This window comes from Bacterioplanes sanyensis (assembly GCF_002237535.1).
GTDB lineage: Bacteria > Pseudomonadota > Gammaproteobacteria > Pseudomonadales > Oceanobacteraceae > Bacterioplanes > Bacterioplanes sanyensis_A.
Window position 1 is genome coordinate 58,785 of sequence record NZ_CP022530.1, and the last position, 23,245, is coordinate 82,029.

The 23,245-nt window shown below is 54.6% G+C and carries 22 protein-coding genes; 6 read left to right on the top strand and 16 right to left on the bottom strand.

The window, feature by feature from the left end; all coding sequences use genetic code 11:
- Window positions 1-31: 31 nt before the first annotated feature.
- Genes ftsA through mraZ form a run of 14 tightly spaced genes read right to left on the bottom strand, consistent with a single transcriptional unit; the run spans window position 32 to window position 15,234 of the window.
- Window positions 32-1,267: a cell division protein FtsA gene (gene ftsA / locus CHH28_RS00285; protein ID WP_094058434.1), complete on the bottom strand. Its 1,236-nt coding sequence runs from the start codon at window positions 1,265-1,267 to the stop codon at window positions 32-34.
- A complete protein-coding gene (locus CHH28_RS00290; protein WP_094058435.1) occupies window positions 1,264-2,058 on the bottom strand; it encodes a cell division protein FtsQ/DivIB in 795 nt (264 codons plus the stop codon). The genes ftsA and CHH28_RS00290 overlap by 4 nt, the downstream gene beginning before the upstream one ends.
- Window positions 2,051-2,971 carry a D-alanine--D-alanine ligase gene (locus CHH28_RS00295; protein ID WP_094058436.1) on the bottom strand — a complete coding sequence of 307 codons (921 nt, stop codon included), beginning with the start codon at window positions 2,969-2,971 and terminating at the stop codon, window positions 2,051-2,053. The genes CHH28_RS00290 and CHH28_RS00295 overlap by 8 nt, the downstream gene beginning before the upstream one ends.
- A complete protein-coding gene (gene murC / locus CHH28_RS00300) occupies window positions 2,968-4,377 on the bottom strand; it encodes a UDP-N-acetylmuramate--L-alanine ligase (RefSeq protein ID WP_199244053.1) in 1,410 nt (469 codons plus the stop codon). Before murC ends, CHH28_RS00295 begins: the two co-directional genes overlap by 4 nt.
- 43 nt (window positions 4,378-4,420) lie before the next feature.
- Window positions 4,421-5,479 (bottom strand): undecaprenyldiphospho-muramoylpentapeptide beta-N-acetylglucosaminyltransferase, encoded by a 1,059-nt coding sequence (gene murG / locus CHH28_RS00305; protein ID WP_094058438.1) that lies wholly within the window; start codon window positions 5,477-5,479, stop codon window positions 4,421-4,423.
- Window positions 5,472-6,623 (bottom strand): putative lipid II flippase FtsW, encoded by a 1,152-nt coding sequence (gene ftsW, locus CHH28_RS00310; protein WP_094058439.1) that lies wholly within the window; start codon window positions 6,621-6,623, stop codon window positions 5,472-5,474. The genes murG and ftsW overlap by 8 nt, the downstream gene beginning before the upstream one ends.
- On the bottom strand, window positions 6,620-7,963 hold the full coding sequence (gene murD / locus CHH28_RS00315; protein WP_094058440.1) for a UDP-N-acetylmuramoyl-L-alanine--D-glutamate ligase: 1,344 nt from the start codon (window positions 7,961-7,963) through the stop codon (window positions 6,620-6,622). Before murD ends, ftsW begins: the two co-directional genes overlap by 4 nt.
- A gap of 8 nt (window positions 7,964-7,971) precedes the next feature.
- Complete coding sequence (gene mraY / locus CHH28_RS00320) at window positions 7,972-9,054, bottom strand: phospho-N-acetylmuramoyl-pentapeptide-transferase (RefSeq protein WP_094058441.1); 1,083 nt, start codon at window positions 9,052-9,054, stop codon at window positions 7,972-7,974.
- A 1-nt stretch (window position 9,055) separates the two neighbouring features.
- Complete coding sequence (locus CHH28_RS00325) at window positions 9,056-10,426, bottom strand: UDP-N-acetylmuramoyl-tripeptide--D-alanyl-D-alanine ligase (protein WP_094058442.1); 1,371 nt, start codon at window positions 10,424-10,426, stop codon at window positions 9,056-9,058.
- Window positions 10,416-11,873: a UDP-N-acetylmuramoyl-L-alanyl-D-glutamate--2,6-diaminopimelate ligase gene (locus tag CHH28_RS00330; RefSeq protein WP_094058443.1), complete on the bottom strand. Its 1,458-nt coding sequence runs from the start codon at window positions 11,871-11,873 to the stop codon at window positions 10,416-10,418. Before CHH28_RS00330 ends, CHH28_RS00325 begins: the two co-directional genes overlap by 11 nt.
- On the bottom strand, window positions 11,860-13,590 hold the full coding sequence (locus CHH28_RS00335; RefSeq protein WP_094058444.1) for a peptidoglycan D,D-transpeptidase FtsI family protein: 1,731 nt from the start codon (window positions 13,588-13,590) through the stop codon (window positions 11,860-11,862). Before CHH28_RS00335 ends, CHH28_RS00330 begins: the two co-directional genes overlap by 14 nt.
- Window positions 13,587-13,847, bottom strand: coding sequence for a cell division protein FtsL (gene ftsL / locus CHH28_RS00340; protein WP_094058445.1), 261 nt, complete (start codon window positions 13,845-13,847; stop codon window positions 13,587-13,589). The genes CHH28_RS00335 and ftsL overlap by 4 nt, the downstream gene beginning before the upstream one ends.
- Window positions 13,847-14,782 carry a 16S rRNA (cytosine(1402)-N(4))-methyltransferase RsmH gene (rsmH, locus tag CHH28_RS00345; protein WP_094058446.1) on the bottom strand — a complete coding sequence of 312 codons (936 nt, stop codon included), beginning with the start codon at window positions 14,780-14,782 and terminating at the stop codon, window positions 13,847-13,849. The genes ftsL and rsmH overlap by 1 nt, the downstream gene beginning before the upstream one ends.
- A complete protein-coding gene (gene mraZ, locus CHH28_RS00350) occupies window positions 14,779-15,234 on the bottom strand; it encodes a division/cell wall cluster transcriptional repressor MraZ (RefSeq protein ID WP_094058447.1) in 456 nt (151 codons plus the stop codon). Before mraZ ends, rsmH begins: the two co-directional genes overlap by 4 nt.
- Window positions 15,235-15,621: 387 nt before the next feature.
- Between mraZ and CHH28_RS00355 the strand changes: the two genes are divergently transcribed.
- Window positions 15,622-16,431 (top strand): ion transporter, encoded by an 810-nt coding sequence (locus tag CHH28_RS00355; protein WP_094058448.1) that lies wholly within the window; start codon window positions 15,622-15,624, stop codon window positions 16,429-16,431.
- A 15-nt stretch (window positions 16,432-16,446) separates the two neighbouring features.
- Here the strand turns inward: CHH28_RS00355 and bioA are convergent, their stop codons facing one another.
- On the bottom strand, window positions 16,447-17,757 hold the full coding sequence (bioA, locus tag CHH28_RS00360; RefSeq protein WP_094058449.1) for an adenosylmethionine--8-amino-7-oxononanoate transaminase: 1,311 nt from the start codon (window positions 17,755-17,757) through the stop codon (window positions 16,447-16,449).
- Window positions 17,758-17,905: 148 nt separating this feature from the next.
- Between bioA and bioF the strand changes: the two genes are divergently transcribed.
- The 5 genes from bioF (at window position 17,906) to CHH28_RS00380 (ending at window position 22,400) form a co-directional block, all read left to right on the top strand.
- Complete coding sequence (gene bioF / locus CHH28_RS00365; RefSeq protein ID WP_094058450.1) at window positions 17,906-19,069, top strand: 8-amino-7-oxononanoate synthase; 1,164 nt, start codon at window positions 17,906-17,908, stop codon at window positions 19,067-19,069.
- The gene (locus CHH28_RS19790; RefSeq protein WP_157729693.1) at window positions 19,066-19,785 is read left to right on the top strand and encodes an alpha/beta fold hydrolase; all 720 of its coding nucleotides are present in this window, start codon (window positions 19,066-19,068) and stop codon (window positions 19,783-19,785) included. The genes bioF and CHH28_RS19790 overlap by 4 nt, the downstream gene beginning before the upstream one ends.
- The gene (gene bioC, locus CHH28_RS00370; RefSeq protein WP_157729694.1) at window positions 19,778-20,551 is read left to right on the top strand and encodes a malonyl-ACP O-methyltransferase BioC; all 774 of its coding nucleotides are present in this window, start codon (window positions 19,778-19,780) and stop codon (window positions 20,549-20,551) included. The genes CHH28_RS19790 and bioC overlap by 8 nt, the downstream gene beginning before the upstream one ends.
- Window positions 20,552-20,554: 3 nt before the next feature.
- Complete coding sequence (gene bioD, locus CHH28_RS00375) at window positions 20,555-21,274, top strand: dethiobiotin synthase (protein WP_094058452.1); 720 nt, start codon at window positions 20,555-20,557, stop codon at window positions 21,272-21,274.
- A gap of 64 nt (window positions 21,275-21,338) precedes the next feature.
- Entirely contained in the window at window positions 21,339-22,400 is a 1,062-nt protein-coding gene (locus CHH28_RS00380; RefSeq protein WP_094058453.1) for a cyclic nucleotide-binding domain-containing protein, read from the top strand.
- An 82-nt stretch (window positions 22,401-22,482) separates the two neighbouring features.
- Here the strand turns inward: CHH28_RS00380 and CHH28_RS00385 are convergent, their stop codons facing one another.
- A complete protein-coding gene (locus tag CHH28_RS00385) occupies window positions 22,483-23,085 on the bottom strand; it encodes a peroxiredoxin (RefSeq protein WP_094058454.1) in 603 nt (200 codons plus the stop codon).
- Window positions 23,086-23,245: the final 160 nt, after the last annotated feature.

Below are 23,245 nucleotides of genomic sequence, written 5' to 3' on the forward strand. Positions count from 1 at the left end.
ATCTCCTTCGCCGTGCGTTTATAATTTAATATTAAAAATTCACTTTTATCCATTCTTTCAAGCGCCCGAAAGTGCCTTTTTCACTGTCTTCCGGTTGACTATTTGTCACGGGTAGTTCTTGTTGTTTGGCCGCGTGCAGTAATAGACCAACCGCCGTCGAATAAATGGGGTTATTGATCACATCCGTCAAACCACTCACACCTTGCGGGCGTGATAAACGCACTGGCATATGAAAGATTTCTTCCGCTAATTCCACCACACCTTCCATTTTGGCGGTACCACCGGTGAGAACAATACCGGCTGCAACCAAATCCTCATAGCCACTGCGTCTCAATTCAGCCTGGATTAAGGTAAATAATTCGTCATAACGCGGTTCAACCACTTCCGCTAATGCTTGTCGCGATAAATCTCGTGGCGGACGATCACCGACATCTGGAACTTTGATCATTTCGTCGGCTTTTGCCAACTGCGTCAGCGCACAGGCATACTTTATTTTGATTTTTTCCGCATGCTGAGTTGGTGTTCTGACCGCCATGGCGATGTCGTTGGTGACTTGATCACCCGCAATGGGAATCACCGCCGTATGACGAATCGCACCTTCGGTGAAAATGGCAATGTCGGTGGTGCCGCCACCGATGTCCACCATGCACACACCCAACTCGCGCTCGTCATCGGTCAACACTGCATAACTGGACGCTAATTGCTCAAGTATCACAGCATCGGTTTGCAAATCGCATTTGTGAATACAGCGCTCGATGTTTTGCACCGCATTTTGCGAACCGGTTACTAGGTGCACTTTGGCTTCTAAGCGCACACCGGACATACCGACGGGTTCTTTAATGCCTTCCTGATTGTCGACCACATATTCCTGTGGCAGTACGTGCAAAATACGCTGGTCACGCGGAATGGCGACTGCCTGTGCGGCTTCAATCACACGCTCGATGTCGGTTTCGGTTACTTCTCGATCACGGATAGCAACAATGCCATTGGAATTCATCGACTGAATATGAGAGCCAGCAATGCCAGCATACACGCTGTGAATTCGACAGCCCGCCATCAGCTCGGCTTCTTCTACCGCACGGCGAATCGAATGCACGGTGGACTCAATATTAACCACCACACCCTTTTTTAACCCGCGGCTGGGGCTGGTGCCCAAGCCAACAATTTCAATATTGCCGGAGCTGTCCAGCTGGCCAACGATGGCCACAATTTTCGACGTACCGATATCCAGGCCGACCAACATGGTGTTTTCCGCTGTTTGGCTCATGATTCTCTCTCCTCCTGACGCCAAGCAATGGCCGCCCCTTTGCCGTAACGCAAATCCAATCGCGCCACTTGCGGTGCTGGTAAATGATCCAGCAGCTGCGCTAAGCGCGTTAATCGTTGTTCTATATAACTTTGTCCCAGCGCCACACGCCAACCGTTGCTCAACTCAGCAGAAATAGAACCACTGCTACTGACCAACAACTGCTGAATGGTCACCTGTCGCTCTAACAGCACTTGTTGAATTAGACGATAACTGCGCGCCGCCAAATCTGCGTAGCGTGCATGCGCCCGTATTTGCGGCAAACTATCCGCTTGGTACGCATCCGGCCGAGTGCTGATTAAACCGGCTGAATCGAGCAATTCGTTATCGTTCCAGCGCGCCACTGGTACGGCTTCTTGTACTCTAACCAACACACTGGCAGGCCATTGCTTACTCACGGCCACCGCCGACATCAATGGCAAAGCCGACACTTCCCGCTGTACACGACTGAGATCGGCGCTAAAAAATGATTCTTGTTTTAACCACAATAACTGTCGAGCAATGTCTTGTGGCGAATGCACCGACAGACGCCCATCGACGACAACATCAGTAATTGGCCAGTAGCGATAACTGATATTAATAAACACGCCGACACAGGTCACCACGGTAATAGCGGCAATCGTACGCCAAGGCATGACAATATGCGGAAGCTTGGGCCAATGGATACGACGTCGTTGCTTTTCAACCACGGGCGTCGCTCCGCGTTTTGGCGGTGCCTCTTTACGCTTACGCCACCCCGTTGCATCAGCCATATTGCCGCTCCAATGCCAGCGTCAGTATGTCTTCCACCAACTCGGCAAAACTTTTCCCGACCGCCGCTGCGGCCATGGGCACCAAACTGTGATCCGTCATGCCTGGGCTGGTGTTGGCCTCTAATAGCCAAAACTTACCTTGTTCATCTTGCATAACATCCACTCGCCCCCACCCTTGGCATCCGAGCAACTCAAATGCTTGGCGACTCAATTGCTGCAGCTCTTTTTCCTTGTCATCGCTTAATCCACAAGGCAATAAGTATTCGGTATCCGTGGCTTCATACTTGGCGTTGTAGTCGTAAAACGCGTGCGGTGTTTTTAGCTGAATGGCGGGCAAAATATTGTCGCCAACCAAAGCAACGGTAAATTCTTTACCTGTCACCCACTGCTCAGCCATCACCAGCGAGTCGTAGCGACTGGCAAAATGAAAACTGTCGGCCAAGGTGGTGGCATCGGACACCCGACGCATACCAATACTGGAACCTTCCCGCGCTGGTTTGACGATGGCATTAAAATTCAGCTGCGCCATAATCGCTTGCCAGTCACTGGTGTCGGACAGCAATACAGAGCTGGGTGTTGGTAAACCCGCCGCCTGCCAAATTAGCTTGGTGCGCCATTTATCCATGGCAATGGCCGACCCCATCACACCGCTGCCAGTATAGGGTTTATCCAGCCATTCGAGCACACCTTGAATGGTGCCGTCTTCGCCGCCGCGGCCATGCAAAGCAATAAACGCAACATCAAACTGCAATTCTGCCAGCTGGGCGATGGCGTGGGTTTGAATATCCACTTCAATCACGTCATGACCGCGCGAGCGCAGCGCCTGTGCCACAGCGGCACCACTCATTAACGAGACTTCGCGCTCCGCCGACATGCCACCTTTGATCACCGCAACGGTGCCAAGCTGCTTCATGCCTGCACCTCCTGCAACCATTGTGGTAAATCACTAATCAATTGCTGCGACACAGCGCCGATATCACCAGCGCCCTGAGTGAGTAAAATATCGCCAGCGCGCAAATGCTTGGTCAGCACTGGCTCTAGGTTTTCACCACGAGCAATAAAGACTGGGTCCAGTTGGCCACGCTGGCGAATACTGCCGCACAGCGCTCGTCCATCGGCGCCAGCAATCAATTTTTCGCCGGCAGGATACACATCCATCAACAGCAACACGTCGACCTGTGACAATATGCGTACAAAATCTTCGTATAAATCTCGTGTGCGACTGTAGCGGTGCGGTTGGAACAGCATCACCAAGCGGCGTTCGGGAAAACCCTGGCGAATGGCATCAATGGTAACTTCGAGTTCGCGTGGATGATGACCATAATCATCAACCAGCATCACCGAACCCTGTTGCAGCGGAATATCCGCCCCAACAGTAAAGCGACGCCCAACCCCTGCGAAGTTTTCCAGCGCGGTCTGAATGGCGACGTCACTGACGTGTTCGTCGTCGGCAACGGCAATCGCAGCTAAGGCATTTAATACATTGTGTCGCCCAGGCATGCGCATGCGAATTGATAAATCAGCGCGATCACCAGGGCGACGAACATGAAACTCGGTGTACATGCCCTGCTGCGACAAATCATACGCCTGATAATCGGCATCGTCGGCAAAGCCATAAGTCACATACTGGCGGCCAACTTCCGGCAAAATAGAGCGCACGTGTTCGTCATCAATACATACCACCGCTAGGCCATAAAATGGCAGATTGTGCAGAAACTCAACGAAGGTATTTTTTAGCCGCTCAAAATCGCCGTCATACGTCGACATATGATCGGCATCGATATTGGTGACGATGGACACCATGGGCTGCAGATGCAAAAAACTGGCATCGCTTTCATCGGCTTCGGCGACCAAATAGCGACTACCACCCAAGCGCGCATTGGTGCCGGCACTGTTTAATTTGCCGCCAATAACAAAGGTCGGATCAAGTTCGGCCTGCGCCAAAATACTGGTCACCAAACTGGTGGTGGTGGTTTTGCCATGTGTGCCAGCCACAGCAATGCCGTGGCGAAAACGCATCAGTTCCGCCAGCATTTCAGCGCGTCGTACGATCGGCAAGCGGCGCTCAGTGGCTGCTTGAATTTCCGGGTTCTGACGATCAATCGCAGACGACACCACCAATACATCAGCGCGAGCAATATTATCAGCATGATGACCGATAAAAATCTCCGCGCCGAGCTGTTGCAAGCGCTGCGTGACAGCACTGCTTTTTAAGTCCGAGCCACTGATGCAATAGCCCTGATTCAACAACACTTCGGCGATGCCGCACATACCGGCGCCACCGATGCCAACAAAGTGAATCGTTTTCACCCGGCGCATCTCTGGCACCGCAAAGTTTGTTGCTGTATTCACCAAGCTCGATTCACCCACGAATCATAGTCTCCAAATGTTCTACTACCTGTGCCGTTGCATCTGGACGCGCACATTGCTTTGCTTTTTGGGCCAGCGTTATTAATGCCGCTCGATGCTGGCTGTAGTATTGAAATCTCTGTGCTAACCAGCTGGCGTTCAGCTCGGATTGCTGCACCAACTCAGCCGCCCCGTTTTTTTCAAGACTGCTGGCATTGGCGGTTTGATGATCATCAACGGCATGCGGAAACGGCACAAAAATGGCGGCACGTCCAGCGGCAGCCACCTCAGACACCGTCAGCGCACCGGCTCGGCAAACGATTAAATCCGCTTGTGCGTAGGCTGCCGGCATATCCTGAATAAAGGCGACAACGTCCGCGTCTACTCCGGCTTGCTGGTATTGGCGCAGCATGTCATCAACGTGATTTTCCCCCACCTGGTGCACCAGCTTGGGACGCTCTTCCTCCGCCATCTGCTGCATAGCTGCCAGCACGGTATTATTTAATGCCTTAGCACCAAGGCTGCCGCCCACCACCAGCACATGCAACGCATCACGCCGAGCGACGGGCTCAGATATACCGGAAAACTGGTCACGCACCGGATTGCCACAAGTAATGGCACCCGGCAGCGCGCCAGCAAATGCCTGCAAAGTCAGATGCGCCAATGGCCGCAACCATTTATTGGTTAAACCAGGGAAAGCATTTTGTTCATGAATCGCTAGTTTTGTCCCTGCCAAACGTGCAGCAACGCCGGCAGGCCCAGTCACATAACCGCCAAACCCCACTACGGCTTTGGGGCGCAAACAGCGAATAACTCGCCACGCTTGTACGGTGGCTGACAGTACCCGCCACGGCGCCGAGAGCAAACCGCGAATACCTTTGCCGCGCAAGCCTCGAATGGTAATGCTGTGCAAATGAATGCCCTGCTCAGTCACCAGTTTTTGCTCGATGCCATGCGGTGTGCCTAACCAATGTACGTCATAGCCTTTGGCCATCATCTCCTGTGCCACGCTGAGTGCAGGTATCACATGCCCACCGGTTCCGGCGGCACTGATTAATATGCGATCAGTCATCTTCGGCCTCCGTTGTTAACGGAGTTTCATGGGCAACACGCAAAATGATGCCAACCATGGCACAGCACACCAATAAACTGCTGCCACCGTAACTAAAGAACGGCAGGGTCAAACCTTTGGTCGGCAACAAGCCAGTGTTCACGCCCAAATTAATCACCATTTGCAGCGCCAGCAGCGAAGCGATACCGGCAACAATGTAGGCACCATAGACCTGCCCCATACGCTGCGCCCGCCATGCTACTTGCCACACCATGGCAATAAATACTGCCAGCAGCCCCAGCGCCAACGATGCACCAAGTAGACCGGTTTCCTCAGCCCAAATCGCAAATACAAAATCGGTATGCGCCTCAGGCAGATAAAACAATTTCTGAATACTTTCGCCCAAGCCCACGCCAAACCAATCACCGCGACCAAAAGCAATCAGTGATTGCGTCAGCTGGTAACCACTGCCATACACATGCTCCGGTGCCCATGGGTCCATGTAAGCGGTTAAACGTTCGACACGATAAGGTTCAAGCATCACCACAAACACACTGATGGCACCCACCCCCAGCACCAATAAGAAAAACTGACCCGCTTTAACACCGCCCAAAAACAACATAATCAGTGCTGCGCCCATCAGTACCACCACAGCACCAAAATCTGGCTCCATCAATAACAAAGCAACCATCAGCCCAAGAATAATGAAAGGCTTCATAAAGCCTTTCCAACTTTGTTGTACTTCAGCCTGGCGGCGCACTAAGTAGCCTGCGATGTAAAACACAGCGGCTAATTTGGCAATTTCCGATGCCTGAATTTTGATAATGCCAAGGTTCAGCCAGCGCCGGCTGCCATTCACTTCATGGCCAATACCGGGAACAAACACCAACACCAGCACGACAATGCCCAATAGCAAAAACAGCGGCTCGATACGCGACCAGAACGCCAGTGGAATCTGGCTAACAATGGCAACGGCGGTAGCGCCGATCACCACATAAGCAGCATGGCGGATACTGAAATAAGCCGCATTACCTGTGTAATAATCGGCAATGCCGGTGGAAGCCGATGCCACCATAATCCAGCCCAACATCAGCAGACCTAACCATGGCCAAAACAGCGGCTGACGCCATTGCCAGTTCCAACTCAGTGCAGCAGAAGCCGTCATAAACCTTGCTCCCACTGTGTCACGCAATGCACAAACGCATCACCGCGTTCACTGAAGTTTTTAAACTGATCAAAGCTGGCACACGCTGGCGAAAATAACACCACATCCCCGGACTGCAGCTCCGGTATAACATGAGCAACAGCTTGCTCTAACGTTTCCACCACAACAGTGTGATTGGCTGCATTGATTTGCTGTGCGATCAGGTTGGCATCTTGGCCAAATAATACACATGCACTGACGTAGCGCTGGCAAATATCGGCCAAGCAAGAAAAGTCCTGGCCTTTGCCGACGCCTCCCGCTAACCAAATCAACCGACCTTCAACCGTCGGACCAATGCCTTCGATCGCAGCCAAGGTAGAGCCTACGTTTGTGCCTTTGGAGTCGTTAATAAAACGAATGTCGTGTTTATCCGCCACCGTTTGGCAGCGATGAGGCAACCCTTTAAACGTTCGTAAAAAGTCGACGCTTGCAGTGACATCCATGTTGGCGGCTTTCATCATTGCCAATGCGGCGGCCACATTAGCAACGTTGTGCAAACCACTGATACCTAACTCAGCGATCGCCATCAAAGGCTGATCATCGACCCATATCCAGGGTTTTTGCTGATGTGTTTGCAGGCACACATCCGCTGCTTGCTGTACAGAAAAGCTAACGGTGTCGATATTGACCTCGGGGCGACTGAAATCATCGTCGAGATTCACCACCGCACACTGTGCCGAGTTAAAGATGCGTTGCTTGGCTTGCCAGTAGTGGTCCATATCGGCATAACGATCGAGATGATCCGGACTTAAATTCAACAAAGTCCCTGCCAATGACGGCAGCTGTTGACACATTTCCAACTGAAAACTGGACAGCTCCAGTACAAAAACATCAGCAGACTGACCTTCTACCAGCAAATCCAACACCGCCACACCAATGTTGCCAGCTGCAATCGCAGTCACTCCGGCAGCGTTTAGCATACCCGTCAGCAAAATAGTAACAGTGCTTTTGCCATTGGAACCAGTAATGGCAAAAAATGGCGTTGAAATGGCGTCAACGAATAACTGAATATCACAACTGAGTTCCACACCTACAGCCATGGCAGCTTGAATTTCTCCACTCGCCAGCGGCACACCCGGGCTGACCAGCAAACGCTGATAGACACTCATGTCCAACGACTGCCAATCGCCAATAAACATGTCGACGTCGTTAAAGTCACTCCAGCCCGACAGATCAGGGAGGTGCGAACGGCTGTCACATACATCAAACGGCCAGCCTTGCATACGGCAATAGCGGGCCAGAGACAGACCAGTCTGCCCCATTCCCACAATTAATTGTTTGCCGTTATGCGTACGATTCATGTTTGTTCCTAACGAATTTTCAACGTAGCCAAACCAACCAGCACCAAAATAATGGTGACAATCCAAAACCGCACAATCACGCGCGGCTCAGGCCAACCTTTTAACTCAAAATGGTGATGCAGGGGCGCCATACGAAAGATACGTTTACCGGTAGTTTTGTACGACACCACCTGCAAAATCACCGACAGCGTCTCGGCCACAAACACGCCCCCCATAATAAACAGCACCACTTCCTGGCGGACCACCACGGCCACCACACCCAAAGCAGCGCCTAATGCCAATGAGCCGACATCGCCCATAAACACCTGCGCGGGATAGGTGTTAAACCATAAAAAACCCACACCAGCGCCAACGATGGCGGCACAAAACACCACCAGTTCTCCCGCTCCGGCGATGTAAGGAATATGCAGATAGTCGGCAAAGTTCACGTTACCGGCCAGATAAGCACACACACCCAAGGCAGCGCCGACCATCACCGTTGGCATAATGGCCAGGCCATCCAAACCGTCGGTGAGATTAACGGCATTGCTGGAGCCAACGATGACAAAGTACGTCAGCACAATAAACATCAGCCCCAGCTGCGGCATCACGTCTTTAAAAAACGGCACTACAAACTGAGTTTCTTGTGGGCTTTGCGCCGTGGCGTATAAAAAAGCGGCCGCCGCTAGTGCCAGCACCGACTGCCAGAAGTACTTCCAACGACCAGGTAAACCACGTGAGTTTTTCTCGACTACTTTACGATAATCATCGACCCAGCCAATGGCGCCAAAGAGTAGTGTGACGACCAACACCAACCAAACAAAGCGATTGTCCAAATCGCCCCACAATAAAGTGCTGATGGTGATGGATAACAGAATCAGTACACCACCCATGGTGGGCGTACCGGCTTTGCTCAAATGAGATTTTGGACCTACTTCGCGAATCGCTTGGCCAATTTGATATTCGCGCAATTTGCGAATCACCACAGGTCCCAGCAACAGCGACACAACCAACGCAGTAATTACCGATAAAATCGCGCGCAACGTCAGATAATTAACGACGCCAAAACCGGATTCAAATTGTGCCAGCCACTCACCCAGCCACAATAACATGCTACTTTTCCTCTTCGCCTGACTGCAGCGCCTGAACAATTTTGTCCATTTGCGCACTGCGCGACCCTTTAATCAGCACGACGTCATCGGCTTGGGCCTGTTGTTTTAAATAATTCACCAAGGATTCACGATCCGGAAATACTCGACTGCGCGGACTTTGCATCGCTTCCACCGCGTGCGCCGACAATTCACCAACGGTTAATAACGCATAAATACCGCGCTCACGGGCGTATTTTCCCACTCTACGGTGGGCTGTTTGGGCATAGTCGCCCAGCTCCCCCATGTCCCCCATGACCAAATAACCGCGTTCAGCATTGGCCAACACATCTATGGCGGCACACATGGAAGCCGGATTGGCGTTGTAGCTATCGTCCAGCAAGCGCATACCGCCAAAGCCGGTCTGCCATTGCAAACGTCCAGCAAAGGCTTCGCCTTGCTGTAACCCAGACACGATGTCATCCAGTGACATTCCAATCGCCAAGGCCGCTGCCACCACCGCTAGGGCGTTGATCACGTTGTGCCGACCCAACAATGGCAATTGCACGCTGCGACTGTCATCAGGGGTATGCAGGCAGAACTGAGTGCCGGTTAACGAAGTGACAATGTCACTGGCGCGCACATCAGCGTGGTCAGCCAGGCCAAACAGCAATACGTTACGCTCGGCCGCACGCTGCTGCCATTGCTGGCTAAAGGCGTCGTCGGCATTGATCACCGCCACGCCGTGTGGGGTTAAATAATCGAGGATTTCGCCTTTGGTAGTGACAACGCCCTGCAGTGAGCCGAAACCTTGCAGGTGCGACTCACTGGCATTGGTGATGATGGCAACGTCGGCCATCACCAACTGCGCTGTGGCCGCGATCTCACCCAAGCCACTGGCGCCCATCTCAATCACCGCCGCTTCGTGCTCGGGCGCTAATGCCAACAGTGTCAGCGGCACGCCGATATGGTTATTCAGATTGCCCTGGGTCATCCAGGTATTGAATTTTTGCGCCAACACCGAAGCCATTAGCTGCTTGACCGTGGTTTTGCCGCTGCTGCCGGTCACGCCGATCACCGGGCCGCTGAATTGCTGGCGCTGCCAGGCAGACAGGCATTGCAGCGCAGACAAGGTATTGTCGACCTGCAGCGCCGCACCGCTAAGCGCTAATGGACGCTCTGTCACCACCGCTATGGCACCGCTGTCGAACGCTTGTTGGGCAAAATCATGGCCATCGAAGCGCTCACCGGTTAATGCCAGGTACACATCACCTGGCTGCAGTGCTCTGGTATCGGTGCAAATACGGGAAATCAGCACATCATCGGCCAACGCAGGGCCGATCCAATGGCCCTGGAGAATCTCAGCTAACGCCTGTGCTGTCAGATCACGATACATCACTGACCTCCGCAACTGGCACAAAGCCCAACTGGCGCAGTACCTCAGCGTCGCTGTAAGGGTGTTTCTCCCCTTGCACATCTTGGTAGGGCTCGTGGCCTTTGCCAGCAATGACCACACAGTCACCCGGCAGCAAGTGGGCTACGGCATCGGCAATGGCCAAGCGCCGGTCTGGCTGCTGTAGGAAGGCTTGCGCCGCCGGTTCGAGCAGCACATCGGCAAAAATCTGTTCTGGCGCTTCAAACCTTGGGTTGTCGTTGGTTAGCCAAACGGCATCGGCGCCCTGCGCCGCCGCTTGCGCCATCAATGGGCGTTTACCGCGATCACGATCGCCGCCACAACCGAACACCAGTGCCAGCTTGGCAAACTGACCGCGCAGTGCTGCCAATACAGTGACCAGTGCTTCTGGAGTATGAGCAAAGTCGATGATGGCTTCGCGCCCTTCAACATCGCGATAGCGCTCCATCCGCCCAGCCACCGGTTGTAACTGCGCCGCAGCTGCAACCAAAGCTGGCCAGCTGGCACCGCGCACAGCCAGTGCAGTCATCGCCAGCACCGCGTTGGTTACATTAAATTCACCGGCCAAGGGCAGCCATATGTCACTGTTTCCCCACGGTGATGACACTTGCGCAGACACGCCGCTGTCGCTGGGGCGTACTTGGTAGCACACATCGGCGTCACTGCGGCCAACGGTCAGCAGTTGTTGTGCGCTCAATTGGCCGGCCGCCAGTTGGCGGCCGTAATCGTCATCCACACACACCACTGCTGCGGATAAATCAAACTCGGTGAATAAACGCTTCTTCGCTTGGAAGTAGCTGTTCATATCACCGTGATAGTCGAGGTGGTCCTGCGTAAGGTTGGTCATTACCGCGACATCGAATGTCAGCCCTACCACACGCCCTTGGTCCAAACCGTGGGACGACACTTCCATCGCTGCCACACCCGCGCGATCGGCCAATGCGTGCAAGGTTTGCAAGGTGACACTCAGGTCTGCGGTGGTGTTACGGGTTGGCTGCAGCTGCGGCCATACACCGTTCCCCAAGGTGCCTAACACAGCGCAAGGAGCACCCATATGATGACTGAGCTGAGCGATGTACTGACTGACCGAACTTTTGCCATTGGTGCCAGTCACCGCAATCAACTCAACGTCCGCCGCGCGAGTGTACAAACGCTTAAGCCAACGCGGTAACTCACTGACGCTGTCGACGCCAAACACCGGCATGCGATCATGCAATCGAAATACCGGACCACCTTCTTGCAAAGCAGCAACAGCGCCTTGCTGCGCTGCCATGTCCAAATATTGATCACCGTGCCCCTGGCTACCTTGGCGAGCGATGAACACATCGCCGCGTGTCACATCACGACTGTCGGTAACCAGGTTCACGACCTCACGATCCCACTCAGGTGGAATAAACAGCTCTGGGCCGACAATATTACTGAGCTTCATGTTGGCCCCTCTTTGCTACCAGCGTGGTTAACCAATTGGGGTCGCGCTCATCGGGCAACACCTGGCGTAATCTCAATGCCTGCGACATGATGCGCGAGAACACAGGTGCTGCGACCTCACCGCCGTAATATTCCTGGCCCTGCGGGTCATCAACCACCACCACCAGCACCAGCTCGGGATCTGAAATCGGCGCAACGCCAGCAAATACGGCGGTGTAGCGCGCGTCTTCATAGCCCGACTCGCCCACCTTGTGCGCTGTGCCGGTTTTACCGCCAGCTTGATAACCGTCGATGCGCGCCCGCTTGCCCGTGCCTCGCTCCGACACCACAGTGCCCATCATGTCGACCACTTGGCGCGCCACACGCTCGGACATCACTCGTTTGCACTCCGGGTCACGCTGTTCTGGCATCACCAAATGCACCGGCAAACGACACCCACCTTCGGTGAAGGTGGTGTACGCCTGCGCCAGCTGCAGTGGCGTCACCGATAAGCCGTAGCCATAGGAAACCGTAGCCAGGCGCAGTTCATCCAGCTGCTCTGGATAAGGCAAGCGGCCTACCGCTTCGCCTGGGAAGCCCAGCACCGTGGTATCCCCCACACCGGCGTCGGCAAAAAACGACCAAATGGATTCCGGCCCCAGATCGTGGGCCAGCTTCACGACACCGACGTTGCTCGACTTGGTGATGATGCCGGTGATGTCCAACACGCCGTAATTGCGATGATCGCGAATGGCTTTGCGCTTTACGCGAATAATGCCGGGGGAAGTGTCGATTTCACTGTTGCTGCGGTAACGGCCAGATTCCAGCGCCGCTGCGACGGTGAAGGGCTTCATCGTCGAACCCGGCTCGATCAGGTCTGCGATGGCACGGTTACGCATGTGTTCCGGTTTGAGCGTGGCGCGATTATTGGGGTTGTAAGACGGCTGATTGACCAGCGCCAATACATCGCCATTGCGCGCATCCAGCAGCACAGCGGCTCCGGCTTTGGCATTGTGTGCAGCGACGGCGGCTTTCAGTTCGCGATAGGCCACATACTGCAAGCGCAGGTCCATGGTCAGGCGTAAGTCGTCGCCAGCGCGAGGCACCTGTTGCACTTGCACCGACTGCACCACGTTGCCATATAAATCTTTCACCACCTGGCGCGCGCCATCACGACCACTGAGGTAGTCGTTATATGCCAGCTCCAATCCTTCTTGGCCTTGGCCATCAATATTCACGATGCCAAGCAAATGCGCGGTGACTTCAGCGGCGGGGTAAAAACGGCGAAAGTCTTCATCGCCGTAGACACCAGCAATGCCCAGATCCAACACCTGCTGCGCGTCTTGCGGCGACATCTGGCGCTGCAAATACATAAACTCTCGCTGCTTGTCGAACGCGTTGGCGACGCGCGACGCCAGCGTGCGCGTTGGCAGATTCAGCGCTTTGGCTAACTCCGGCAGGCGTTTGGGATCAATTTGCTGTGGATTCAGCCACAGTGTGACCACCGGCGTGCTGACCGCCAACGGCCGACCGTGACGATCGGTGATAGAACCGCGCATTGCTGGCTGCACTTCATGGCGCACCGTTCTCTGTTCACCTTGTTCGAACAAAAACGGCTGCTTGACGGTGTGCAACATAACCAGCCGCCCCTGCACCACCAATAGCAGCAGCACGAAACCACTCAGCACCAGCGCAAAACGCCAGCGAGCAATGCGATGCGGCTGCGGTTCAGCACTCATGGCACCAACACCTGAATCTGCTGTGGATCAATCATGTTGAGCTGCTCGCGCGCCAGCCGATCGATGCGGCCATGGGCCGTTAAGGTGCTTTTCTCCAGCACCAGGCGGGTGTGTTCTTCTAACAATTGCAATCTCAATGCGTCCTGCTGCTGCCACACCACCAACCACTGGCGATGGGAATGAGCACTGACTATCTGTGCCAGCGCTGTCACCAGCACTAGCATCCAAACCGACGCGGCAGCGATTGGTAAACGCATCAGGGTAATCGCTCGGCAATACGCAACACCGCACTGCGCGCACGGCTATTCACTTCGACTTCCTCAGAGGTCGGCATTATGGCCTTGCCAATACGCTTCATGGTGCGGCCCAGCTGGTCGTCGGTCAGGGGAATGCCTGGTGGCAGTTCGCGGCCTTTTTCCTGGCGACGAATAAAACGCTTCACCATGCGGTCTTCCAAAGAGTGGAAGCTAATCACCGATAACCGGCCACCAGCCGCTAGCAAGTCGACGCTGTCGGCCAGCACTTGTTCGAGATCGCCCAGCTCGTTGTTCACCGCGATGCGAATCGCCTGAAATGCGCGTGTCGCAGGATGTTTGTGCTTTTCCCAAGCTGGGTTCGCGGCTTTGATCAGCTCCGCCAACTGATGCGTGGTAGTAATTTCCTGCTCGCTGCGCGCTTTTATCAGGGCTCGCGCCATGCGCTTGGCAAAGCGTTCTTCGCCGTACTCTTTTAATACGCGGGCAATTTCTTTTTCGTCGCTGTGCGCCACCCAGTCGGCGGCGCTGACGCCGGAAGTCGGGTCCATACGCATGTCTAATGGCCCATCGCGCAAGAAGCTAAAACCTCGGCTGGCATCATCCAGTTGCGGCGACGACACACCAAGGTCGAGCAAAATGCCGTTCACCTTGTCGATCCCAAGCCTGGCCAGCTCAGTTTTCATATCGGCAAAACTGGCTTTCACGATCGTAAAACGTGGGTCTTCTGCCGCCAATTGCTCACCCGTGGCAATGGCTTGCGGGTCTTTATCAAAACCAATCAGTCGCCCTTGCGCCGATAGTTTGCTCAGTAGCAAACGGCTGTGACCACCGCGCCCGAACGTGCCATCCACATACACACCATTCTCACCCGCCAGGCAGCCATCGACGGTCGGCTCCAGCAATACGGTGGTGTGTTTAAAATCATCCAGGTTCATAGTGACAGGCTCAGTATTTCATCGGGCAGCTGTTCTGGCTGACTGACAATTTCCAAATATTCATCGCGTCGGCTGTGCCAAAGGGATTTGCTCCATAACTCGAGCTTCTTACCCTGGCCCACCAACACACATTCTTTTTCCAGTTCGGCGTACTCGCGCAAATGCTGCGGCAATAACACTCGACCGTTACTATCCAGCTCCAAGTCCGTGGCGTGCCCCAACAACAAACGCTGGATACGACGGGCCGCAGGGTTAAAGCTGGGCAGCGCTTCAATCTTGCTTTGAATGGTGTCCCATTCCGGCAGTGGGTATACCAGCAGGCAGCGCTCTTCGGTGTCGATAGTGGCCACTAACTGCGCATGGCAAAGTGCCGACAATGGCTCCCGATACTTGGTCGGTATCGCCAGTCGGCCTTTGGCATCCAGATTGATGGTATGCAGCCCCCGAAACATGCGCGTTTCCTGTGTCGACGTAAGCGTTCACTAACCGCCAATAAATTCCACTTTTACCCACTTTTAACCACTGAGCGACACTATAGGAAGGGGTCTGGTCTTTTGCAAGCCAATGGCTGTGCCAGACGGATGTCAGTTTTGTTAAGCAGGTCAAGGACTTAGCAATGATTTGCCGGACTTTGAAAGAAACTGAAAAGTAAAAAACGATGTGTCTTTTATGAACTGCAGCACAAACTTAAAGTAACTTCTGAAGTTAGTACCCACCAACCACACTAAAGATCATTTTCTCATAAGAAGTAACCACTAACTAACGATCAGCAGGAGGTAGGCAAATACGGTGGGGGCGGAGTAGAATCGCGCGATTTGATTCTCAACTCATGAGCCGTTATGAACATTCAGCAAATTCAGAGTGCCTCGCAACGCCTGCGTGATAACAAAGCCTTCGAACTGTTTGTCGTCACCATCATTATTCTGTCGGCGCTGCTGATCGGCGCTAAGACCTACCATATCCCGCCATCTGTGATGAGCATGATCAAATGGCTCGACGTTGCCATTACTCTGATCTTCCTGTTTGAGATCGTGGTGCGTTTTATTGCCGAACCCAACAAAAAGCGGTTTTTCCACAATGGCTGGAATGTGTTCGATACGCTAGTGGTGGTGATCAGCCTAATACCGGTCGACGATACCGAAATGGCTTTGATTGGACGTTTGGTGCGGATTTTCCGCGTATTGCGGATGATCTCCATCATCCCAGAACTGCGCACCTTGCTGAACTCACTGCTGCGCGCGCTGCCACAGTTGGGTTATGTACTGCTGCTGATGTTTATCATCTTCTATATATACGCAGCCGTCGGCGCCACCTTCTTTGCCCACATCAACCCCGACCTGTGGGGCGACATTTCCATTTCCATGCTGACTTTGTTCCGCGTCATGACGTTCGAAGACTGGACCGATGTGATGTACGAAACCATGGGAACGTACCCACTGTCGTGGATCTATTACCTGACCTTTATTTTCCTGACGGCGTTTGCCTTCTTGAACATGGTCATCGGCATCGTTGTGAATGTGCTGGAAGACGAACATGCACGTGAGCGCGCCGAGCAGGAAGAAGCCGACGGCACGCCCACGCTGGAAGACTTACAGCAAGAAATTCGTGAGCTGAAAGCTCTGATTCAATCGCAGCAGCGCTCATCGTGAGCGCTGGTTGGTTTGTTATGGCGAAGAAGTAGCAGCGCCAAGTGCCGTTACCATGCCGGTGGTCAGCTGTTGCAACTGCTCATCGCTGATCACAAAAGGCGGCATCACATACACCAGACGGCCAAATGGTCGCACCCAGATGCCGTGCTCAACGCACGCCGGCTGCAGGGTGGCCATGTCCACATCGTGCTGCATTTCGATCACACCGATAGCGCCGCGCACCCGCACATTGACCACGCCAGCGAGATCCTGCGCCGCCGCTAGGCCGTCACGCAAGCCACGCTGTATACGTTCCACCTGGGCTTGCCAGTCGTTTTCCAGTAGCAAATCGATGCTTTCACACGCCACCCGACACGCCAGTGGGTTGCCCATAAAAGTGGGCCCATGCATAAAACAACCGGCCTCACCGGTGGATATGGTATCTGCCACTGCCTGTGTGGTGAGGGTGGCTGCCAATGTCATGTACCCTCCTGTCAGAGCCTTACCCAAACACAGAATGTCGGGCGAGACATCGGCATGCTCACAAGCGAACAACTTACCGCTGCGGCCAAAGCCGGTAGCAATTTCATCGGCGATTAACAACACATCAAAGTCGTTGCACAGCTGCCTGGCACGGCGCAGATAGTTGGGGTGATAAAAGCGCATGCCACCGGCGCCTTGCACGATGGGCTCCAAAATCAATGCCGCTAGCTGTTGGTGATGCTGTTCTAACATAGCCTGCAGCGGTGCGATGTCTTGCTCGTCCCAAGGGTCATCAAAGCCGCATTGCGGCGCGGGGACAAAACGCTGCTGTGGCAGCAGCCCAGCAAATAGGCTGTGCATACCACGGGTCGGATCACATACCGACATCGCGCCCAAAGTGTCGCCGTGGTAACCCCGCTCCAGTGCCAACAACTGCGTCTTGCTGTGCTGGCCGCGCGCCTGCTGGTATTGAATCGCCATTTTGATCGCCACTTCAACCGACACTGAACCAGAGTCAGCCAGGAAGACTTTATCCAGCCCAGCAGGTGTCAGTGCGACCAGCCGTTTGCTCAACTCCACCGCCGGGGCATGGGTTAAACCACCAAACATCACATGACTCATGTGTCCAAGCTGTTCGATCGCGGCTTGATTCAAGCGTGGGTGATTGTAGCCATGCACAGCACACCACCAAGACGCCATGCCGTCGATCAGACGCCGGCCATCGGCCAGTTGAATATGCACTCCGTCGGCAGCCGCGACGGGCCACACGGGTGCAGGCTGTGTCATGGAGCTGTAAGGGTGCCAAATGTGCTGACGATCAAACTCGAGATCGACTTGATCGGCGACGGGGGCTGAAAACGACATGCAAACTCCTGCGCAACATTAAGAGGCCAGTAAACTTGTAAACCTCAATGCAATTGACCGGTTAACAGCGCTCATTATGATGAGGGCCACTAGCGCTGTCGATGGCTCCTAAAAACGGCAGTTTACCAATGACGAAACTGTATAAACCATGATCTGGCAGCGACGCATACAACAGGCATTAGAGCAACGCAAAGCACAACATCTGTGGCGCCAACCACACTGTCTCCAAGGGCCGCAGGGGGTGATCGTTACCCGTGGCGAACGCCGCCTGCTCAACTTTTGCTCCAACGACTATTTGGGCTTAGCCGCTCTGGGCGGCGACGCACTGCAGCAAGCGGCGCAACAATGGCAGTTTGGCAGTGGTGCATCGCACCTGGTGTGCGGCCACAGCCAAGCGCATGAAGAGTTGCAACGTGCGCTAGCTGCACATGCCGGCTACCCACGAGCGGTGCTATTTTCCACCGGTTACATGGCCAACCTAGGTGTAATCAGCGCACTCACCCAACGTGGCGACACCGTGTGGCAGGACAAGCTCAACCACGCCTCATTATTGGATGGTGCTCAGCTCAGCCGCGCGCAGTTGAAGCGCTATCGCCACAACGACAGCGATCATCTGCAACAACTGCTGGCCACCACAGATGGCAGTGGAGCCCACTTGATTGTCAGCGACAGTATTTTCAGCATGGACGGCAACTGCGCCGAGCTCACCCAGCTGGCGAACATCGCCGAGCAGCATCAAGCACTGCTGCTGATTGATGATGCCCATGGCTTTGGTGTGCTGGGAGAACACGGCGAAGGAGCACGCCATGCCTTTTCGCTGTCAGCGCAGCAATTGCCTCTTTATATGGGTACGCTGGGCAAAGCACTGGGCGGCTTTGGTGCCTTTGTGGCATGTGACCACGACATGGCCGATTACCTCACGCAATTTGCCCGTTCACACATCTACACCACCGCCATGCCGCCAGCGCTGGCAGCGGCCATGTGTGTACAACTGCAACGCCTGCAGCAAGGCGATTTACAAAAACAGCTGCGCACCAACATCGCCTATTGGCGCCAACTGGCGGACCAGGCTGGTCTGCCGCTGATGCCGTCGGAATCTGCGATACAGCCGTTATTGGTGGGCTCCAGTGAGCGAGCGTTGCAGTTAAGTGCGGCTTTGTCTGAACAAGGTTTTTGGGTCACCGCCATTCGCCCGCCAACCGTTCCGCAGCACAGCGCTCGGCTGCGCATTACCCTGAGCGCTGCCCACAGTCATGAGCAAATCGCCGAACTGGTGTCTTGCCTGCAACCCCTGTGGGAGCAGTGCTCATGAGCTGTCAGCCACTGCAACACAATGGCAACGGCCCAAATTGGGTGTGGTGGCCTGGCTGGAGCTTTACACCCGAGGTATTTGAATCTCTGTACCAGCAGCTGCCAGGCCAGCACTATGGCGTGTCTTTCCCCAATAAACCCGTCGATTCAACCAGCTTTATCGATCGGCTGTTAGATTCCATTCCGCAGCACGCCATTTGGGTTGGCTGGTCACTCGGCGGAGCCCTGGCCCTGCGCGCTGCGCAGATGCTTGCACCAGACCCGTGTTGCCACACTCTGGTGACGGTTGCCACCGGCCGACGTTTTATCGCTGATAAAGGCCCAAATGAGAATGCGGACGACGGCCAGTCAGGTGGTATGGATCTCAGCACCTACCAAACTTTTGCCCAACAGCTGCAACAGCAGCCGCAGCGCACCGCACAGCGGTTTGTTAGCTTGGCCTGTAAGGGCGCCAGCGATGCACGCCAGCGCGCACGCTTGCTGCTGCCGTATCAGCTCACCGATGCAAACGTGTTGCAGCATACCTTGCGCTGGCTGGAATACGACGCCCTGCCAGACAATCAAGCGCAGCATTGGCGCGGTGCAGACGATGCGTTGCAGCCAAGCGGATTTCACCACATCACCGTCGGCAGCAGCCACGCTCCATTTGCGGGGCAAGATCAGCCACGCTTTCTGCAACGCTTACAACAACTGGCGGAGGCTACTGCACATGCGTGATAAGCGTTTAGTGGCTCGCCAATTCAGTCGCGCCGCCAACAGCTATGACTCCGCTGCCGAAGTGCAACGCTACGCTCTCGAACAGTTGTTAGATTTAATTCCAACTCAGGCCCGTGGCCATTGGTTGGATATTGGTTGTGGCACCGGTAGCGCCGTTCCACTGTTGCTGCACAGAGGCGCAGAGCACGTCACCGGCGTTGATATGGCCAGCGGCATGCTCGATTACGCGCGCCAACATCACAGCCAAATGGCCGCAGATTGGCTATTAGCCGATGCCGACCAAGTCCCCCTCGCCACTCACAGTGCCAGCGGGATTCTTTCCAGCCTGATGCTGCAGTGGAGCGAGGACCCAACAGCAACGCTGCGGGAATGGTATCGATTGTTGGTTCCTGGCGGCTATTTGGCCGTTGCAACCCTGTTGCCTGGCACACACGAAGAAATTCGCAGCGCCTGGCAAGCCATCAACCAACGGCCGCACGTGAACCGCTTTTGCCCGCAGCAAACGCTGCGCGAGGCACTGAGCGAGGCTGGTTTTACGCTGCAAACAGAGCATCAGCAGCAATACCAACAATGTTTTCAAGACGTCACCACGCTGCTGCGCAGCTTAAAAGCCATCGGCGCCACCAACGTCAATCCGGGGCGAGCCAGCGGTTTGGGCGGTCGTCAGGCGCTGCGCCAGCTAGAGCAGCACTACCCCAGCAATTCACTTGGGCAATACCCGCTGAGCTATCACATTTATTGGTGGTTGGCCCGTAAGGAGAAATAATCTATGGCGCGTTTTTTTGTCACCGGCACCGACACCGATGCAGGCAAAACCCTGATCTCCGCAGCTTTGTTGTTCAAAGCGCGCCAGCAGGGGCTCAGCACCTTCGGTCTGAAGCCGGTCGCCGCGGGTTGTGAGCGTCACCAGGGCCAGTGGTGTAATGACGACGCCAAACTGCTGCGTTACTACAGCAGCCAGCAGCATGCTTATCATGTGCACAACCCCATCGCCTTGCCTGCTGCCATTGCGCCGCACATTGCCGCAGCGCAGCAACAACAAACGCTGAGCGTCAGCCAGTTACTGAGTGTTTGTCAGCCATCGTTGGCCGTGGAAGCCGATTTTCATCTGACCGAAGGCGCAGGTGGCTGGCTGGTGCCGCTGAACGATGGTACCCAAGGCACAATCGAGACACTGGCCGATTTTGCCATTCGTTTGGACGTGCCGGTTGTTTTGGTGGTCGGGCTCAAACTGGGCGCCATTAACCATGCCTTGTTAACCGCACAGATGCTGATGGCGCATCAACGCTCGGTGGTCGGCTGGGTGGCCAACGCCATTCAGCCCGACATGCAGGTACAAACAGAGAACATTCAGTTTTTACGCCGCTGGTTTGCACAGAACAATATCCCCTGCTTGGGTGAAGTGCCCCACTGCGCCGGTATCGATGCTTACGACGAGCAGCAACTGGCCAAGGTCGCCGAGGCACTGAGTCTGCCCGCTGATCGATAGCTTTCTACGGTTTAACCACAGGCGGACAAAGCTCACTTTGCTATGCTGATATCAGGATTGGCATATGAGTCAGGACGTCATGGTCGCACCGCAAGACACCACCACCAACGCGCCGCTGGTATCGAGGTTGCAGCAGTTTGTTCCTTTTGATGAGCTGTCGTCCGACGCCGTCAGTGAGCTACTGCCGCATTTTCGTATCCAGCAGTTGCCCGCCAAAAAGATGCTGTTTAAGCGTGGACAACACGACCCAGATTGCCACTTTCTGTTAGACGGTGGCGTTGATTTGGCCGACGAGCAGTTCCACATCGAAGCACTGGACGCCAAAGACGATGAGAACTTTCTCGCCTTAGATGGCAGCCACCCCATCCATCGCTGCGCCGGCATTACCCGCTGCCCATGTACGGTGGCCTCCGTGCCGCGCCAGTATCTGGAGCTGATCACCACCTGGACCGACTTGCGCCAGTCCTACGAGCAACAAGACGTCGATGCTGACAGCGACTGGTTAGAAACGTTGCTGACCTCAGCGCTGTTTAACCGCATTCCACCCGCCAATATTCAGACCCTACTCACACGCTTTCAGGAACGTGAAGTGCAACTCGGGGAAGTCATCGTGCGCGAAGGCGAAGAAGGCGATTGCTGCTACGTCATCAAACAAGGCAAAGCCATTGTTAGCCGCGGCGACGATCACCAACAAGAAGTGCTGGCGGCACTGGAGCACGGCGCCCTGTTTGGTGAAGATGCCCTGATCAGCGACTTGCCGCGCAATGCCACCGTTACCATGAGTTCCGCCGGCGAGTTGATGGTATTGACCAAAGAAGACTTCGAAACCTTGCTCAAACAGCCGGTATTGGATTACGTCGATGAGCACCAGCTGGCCGATCTGACCGAGAGCAGCGATACGGGCTTGGTGATGTTGGACGTGCGCAGCGAGCGCGAAGCGACGACACAGCCCATGCAAAAAGCCAAGCTGGTGCCACTCAGTCAGCTGCGCAAGCAACTACCGAAACTGTCCGATGAGTTCATTTACCTACTGCCAGACGACAGCCGTGGTGCCGCGGCGGCTTACATATTGAACGAAGGCGGGTTGAAGGCTTACATTGTGCGCCGCGCCGATGCCGCCAATTAGTGCCCTGTCCACCACATTGGCCAACGGCCACAAAAAAGCCCGCATGCGCGGGCTTTTTTAACGCATTGATCGCCACTCAGCCTTACAGCTTGTCGCTCTCAGTCGCCAGGTACTTAGCAACACCTTCTGGAGATGCGTCCATACCTTTGTCGCCTTTGTTCCAGCCTGCAGGGCATACTTCGCCGTGCTCTTCGTGGAATTGCAGCGCTTCAACCAAACGTACCAGCTCGTCGATGTTACGACCCAGTGGCAGATCGTTGATGTTGGCTGCACGTACCAGACCTTCTTTGTCGATCAGGAAAGCACCACGCAGTGCAACGCCGCCAGCGGTTTCAACGTCGTAGGCTTTACAGATGCCGTGATCAACGTCAGCCACCATGGTGTACTTAACAGCGCCAATACCACCGTCTTCGATGGCGGTGTTACGCCATGCGTTGTGAGTGAAGTGAGAGTCAATAGAAACAGACAGCACTTCTACACCCAGCTCTTTGAACTTGTCCATGCGGTGATCCAGAGCGATCAGCTCAGATGGGCACACAAAGGTGAAGTCCAGTGGGTAGAAGAAAACCAGGGCGTACTTGCCTTTGGTCGCTTCAGTAAAGTTGTACGAATCAACGATGGTACCGTCGCCCAGAACAGCTGGAACGGTAAAATCTGGGGCTTGCTTACCTACTAATACGCTCATATCAATAGCTCCTTGTGGGGTTAACGCGTTGCGTGTCAGCCGGAAATACAATATCCGCTAACGGCAAAGGCTGGGTATCATACAATGCTGTTTTGGCTAATCCCACCATCACTATCAGAATCAGGGGTTTTGATTAGTTTTGCCAATATCAGCCATAGTG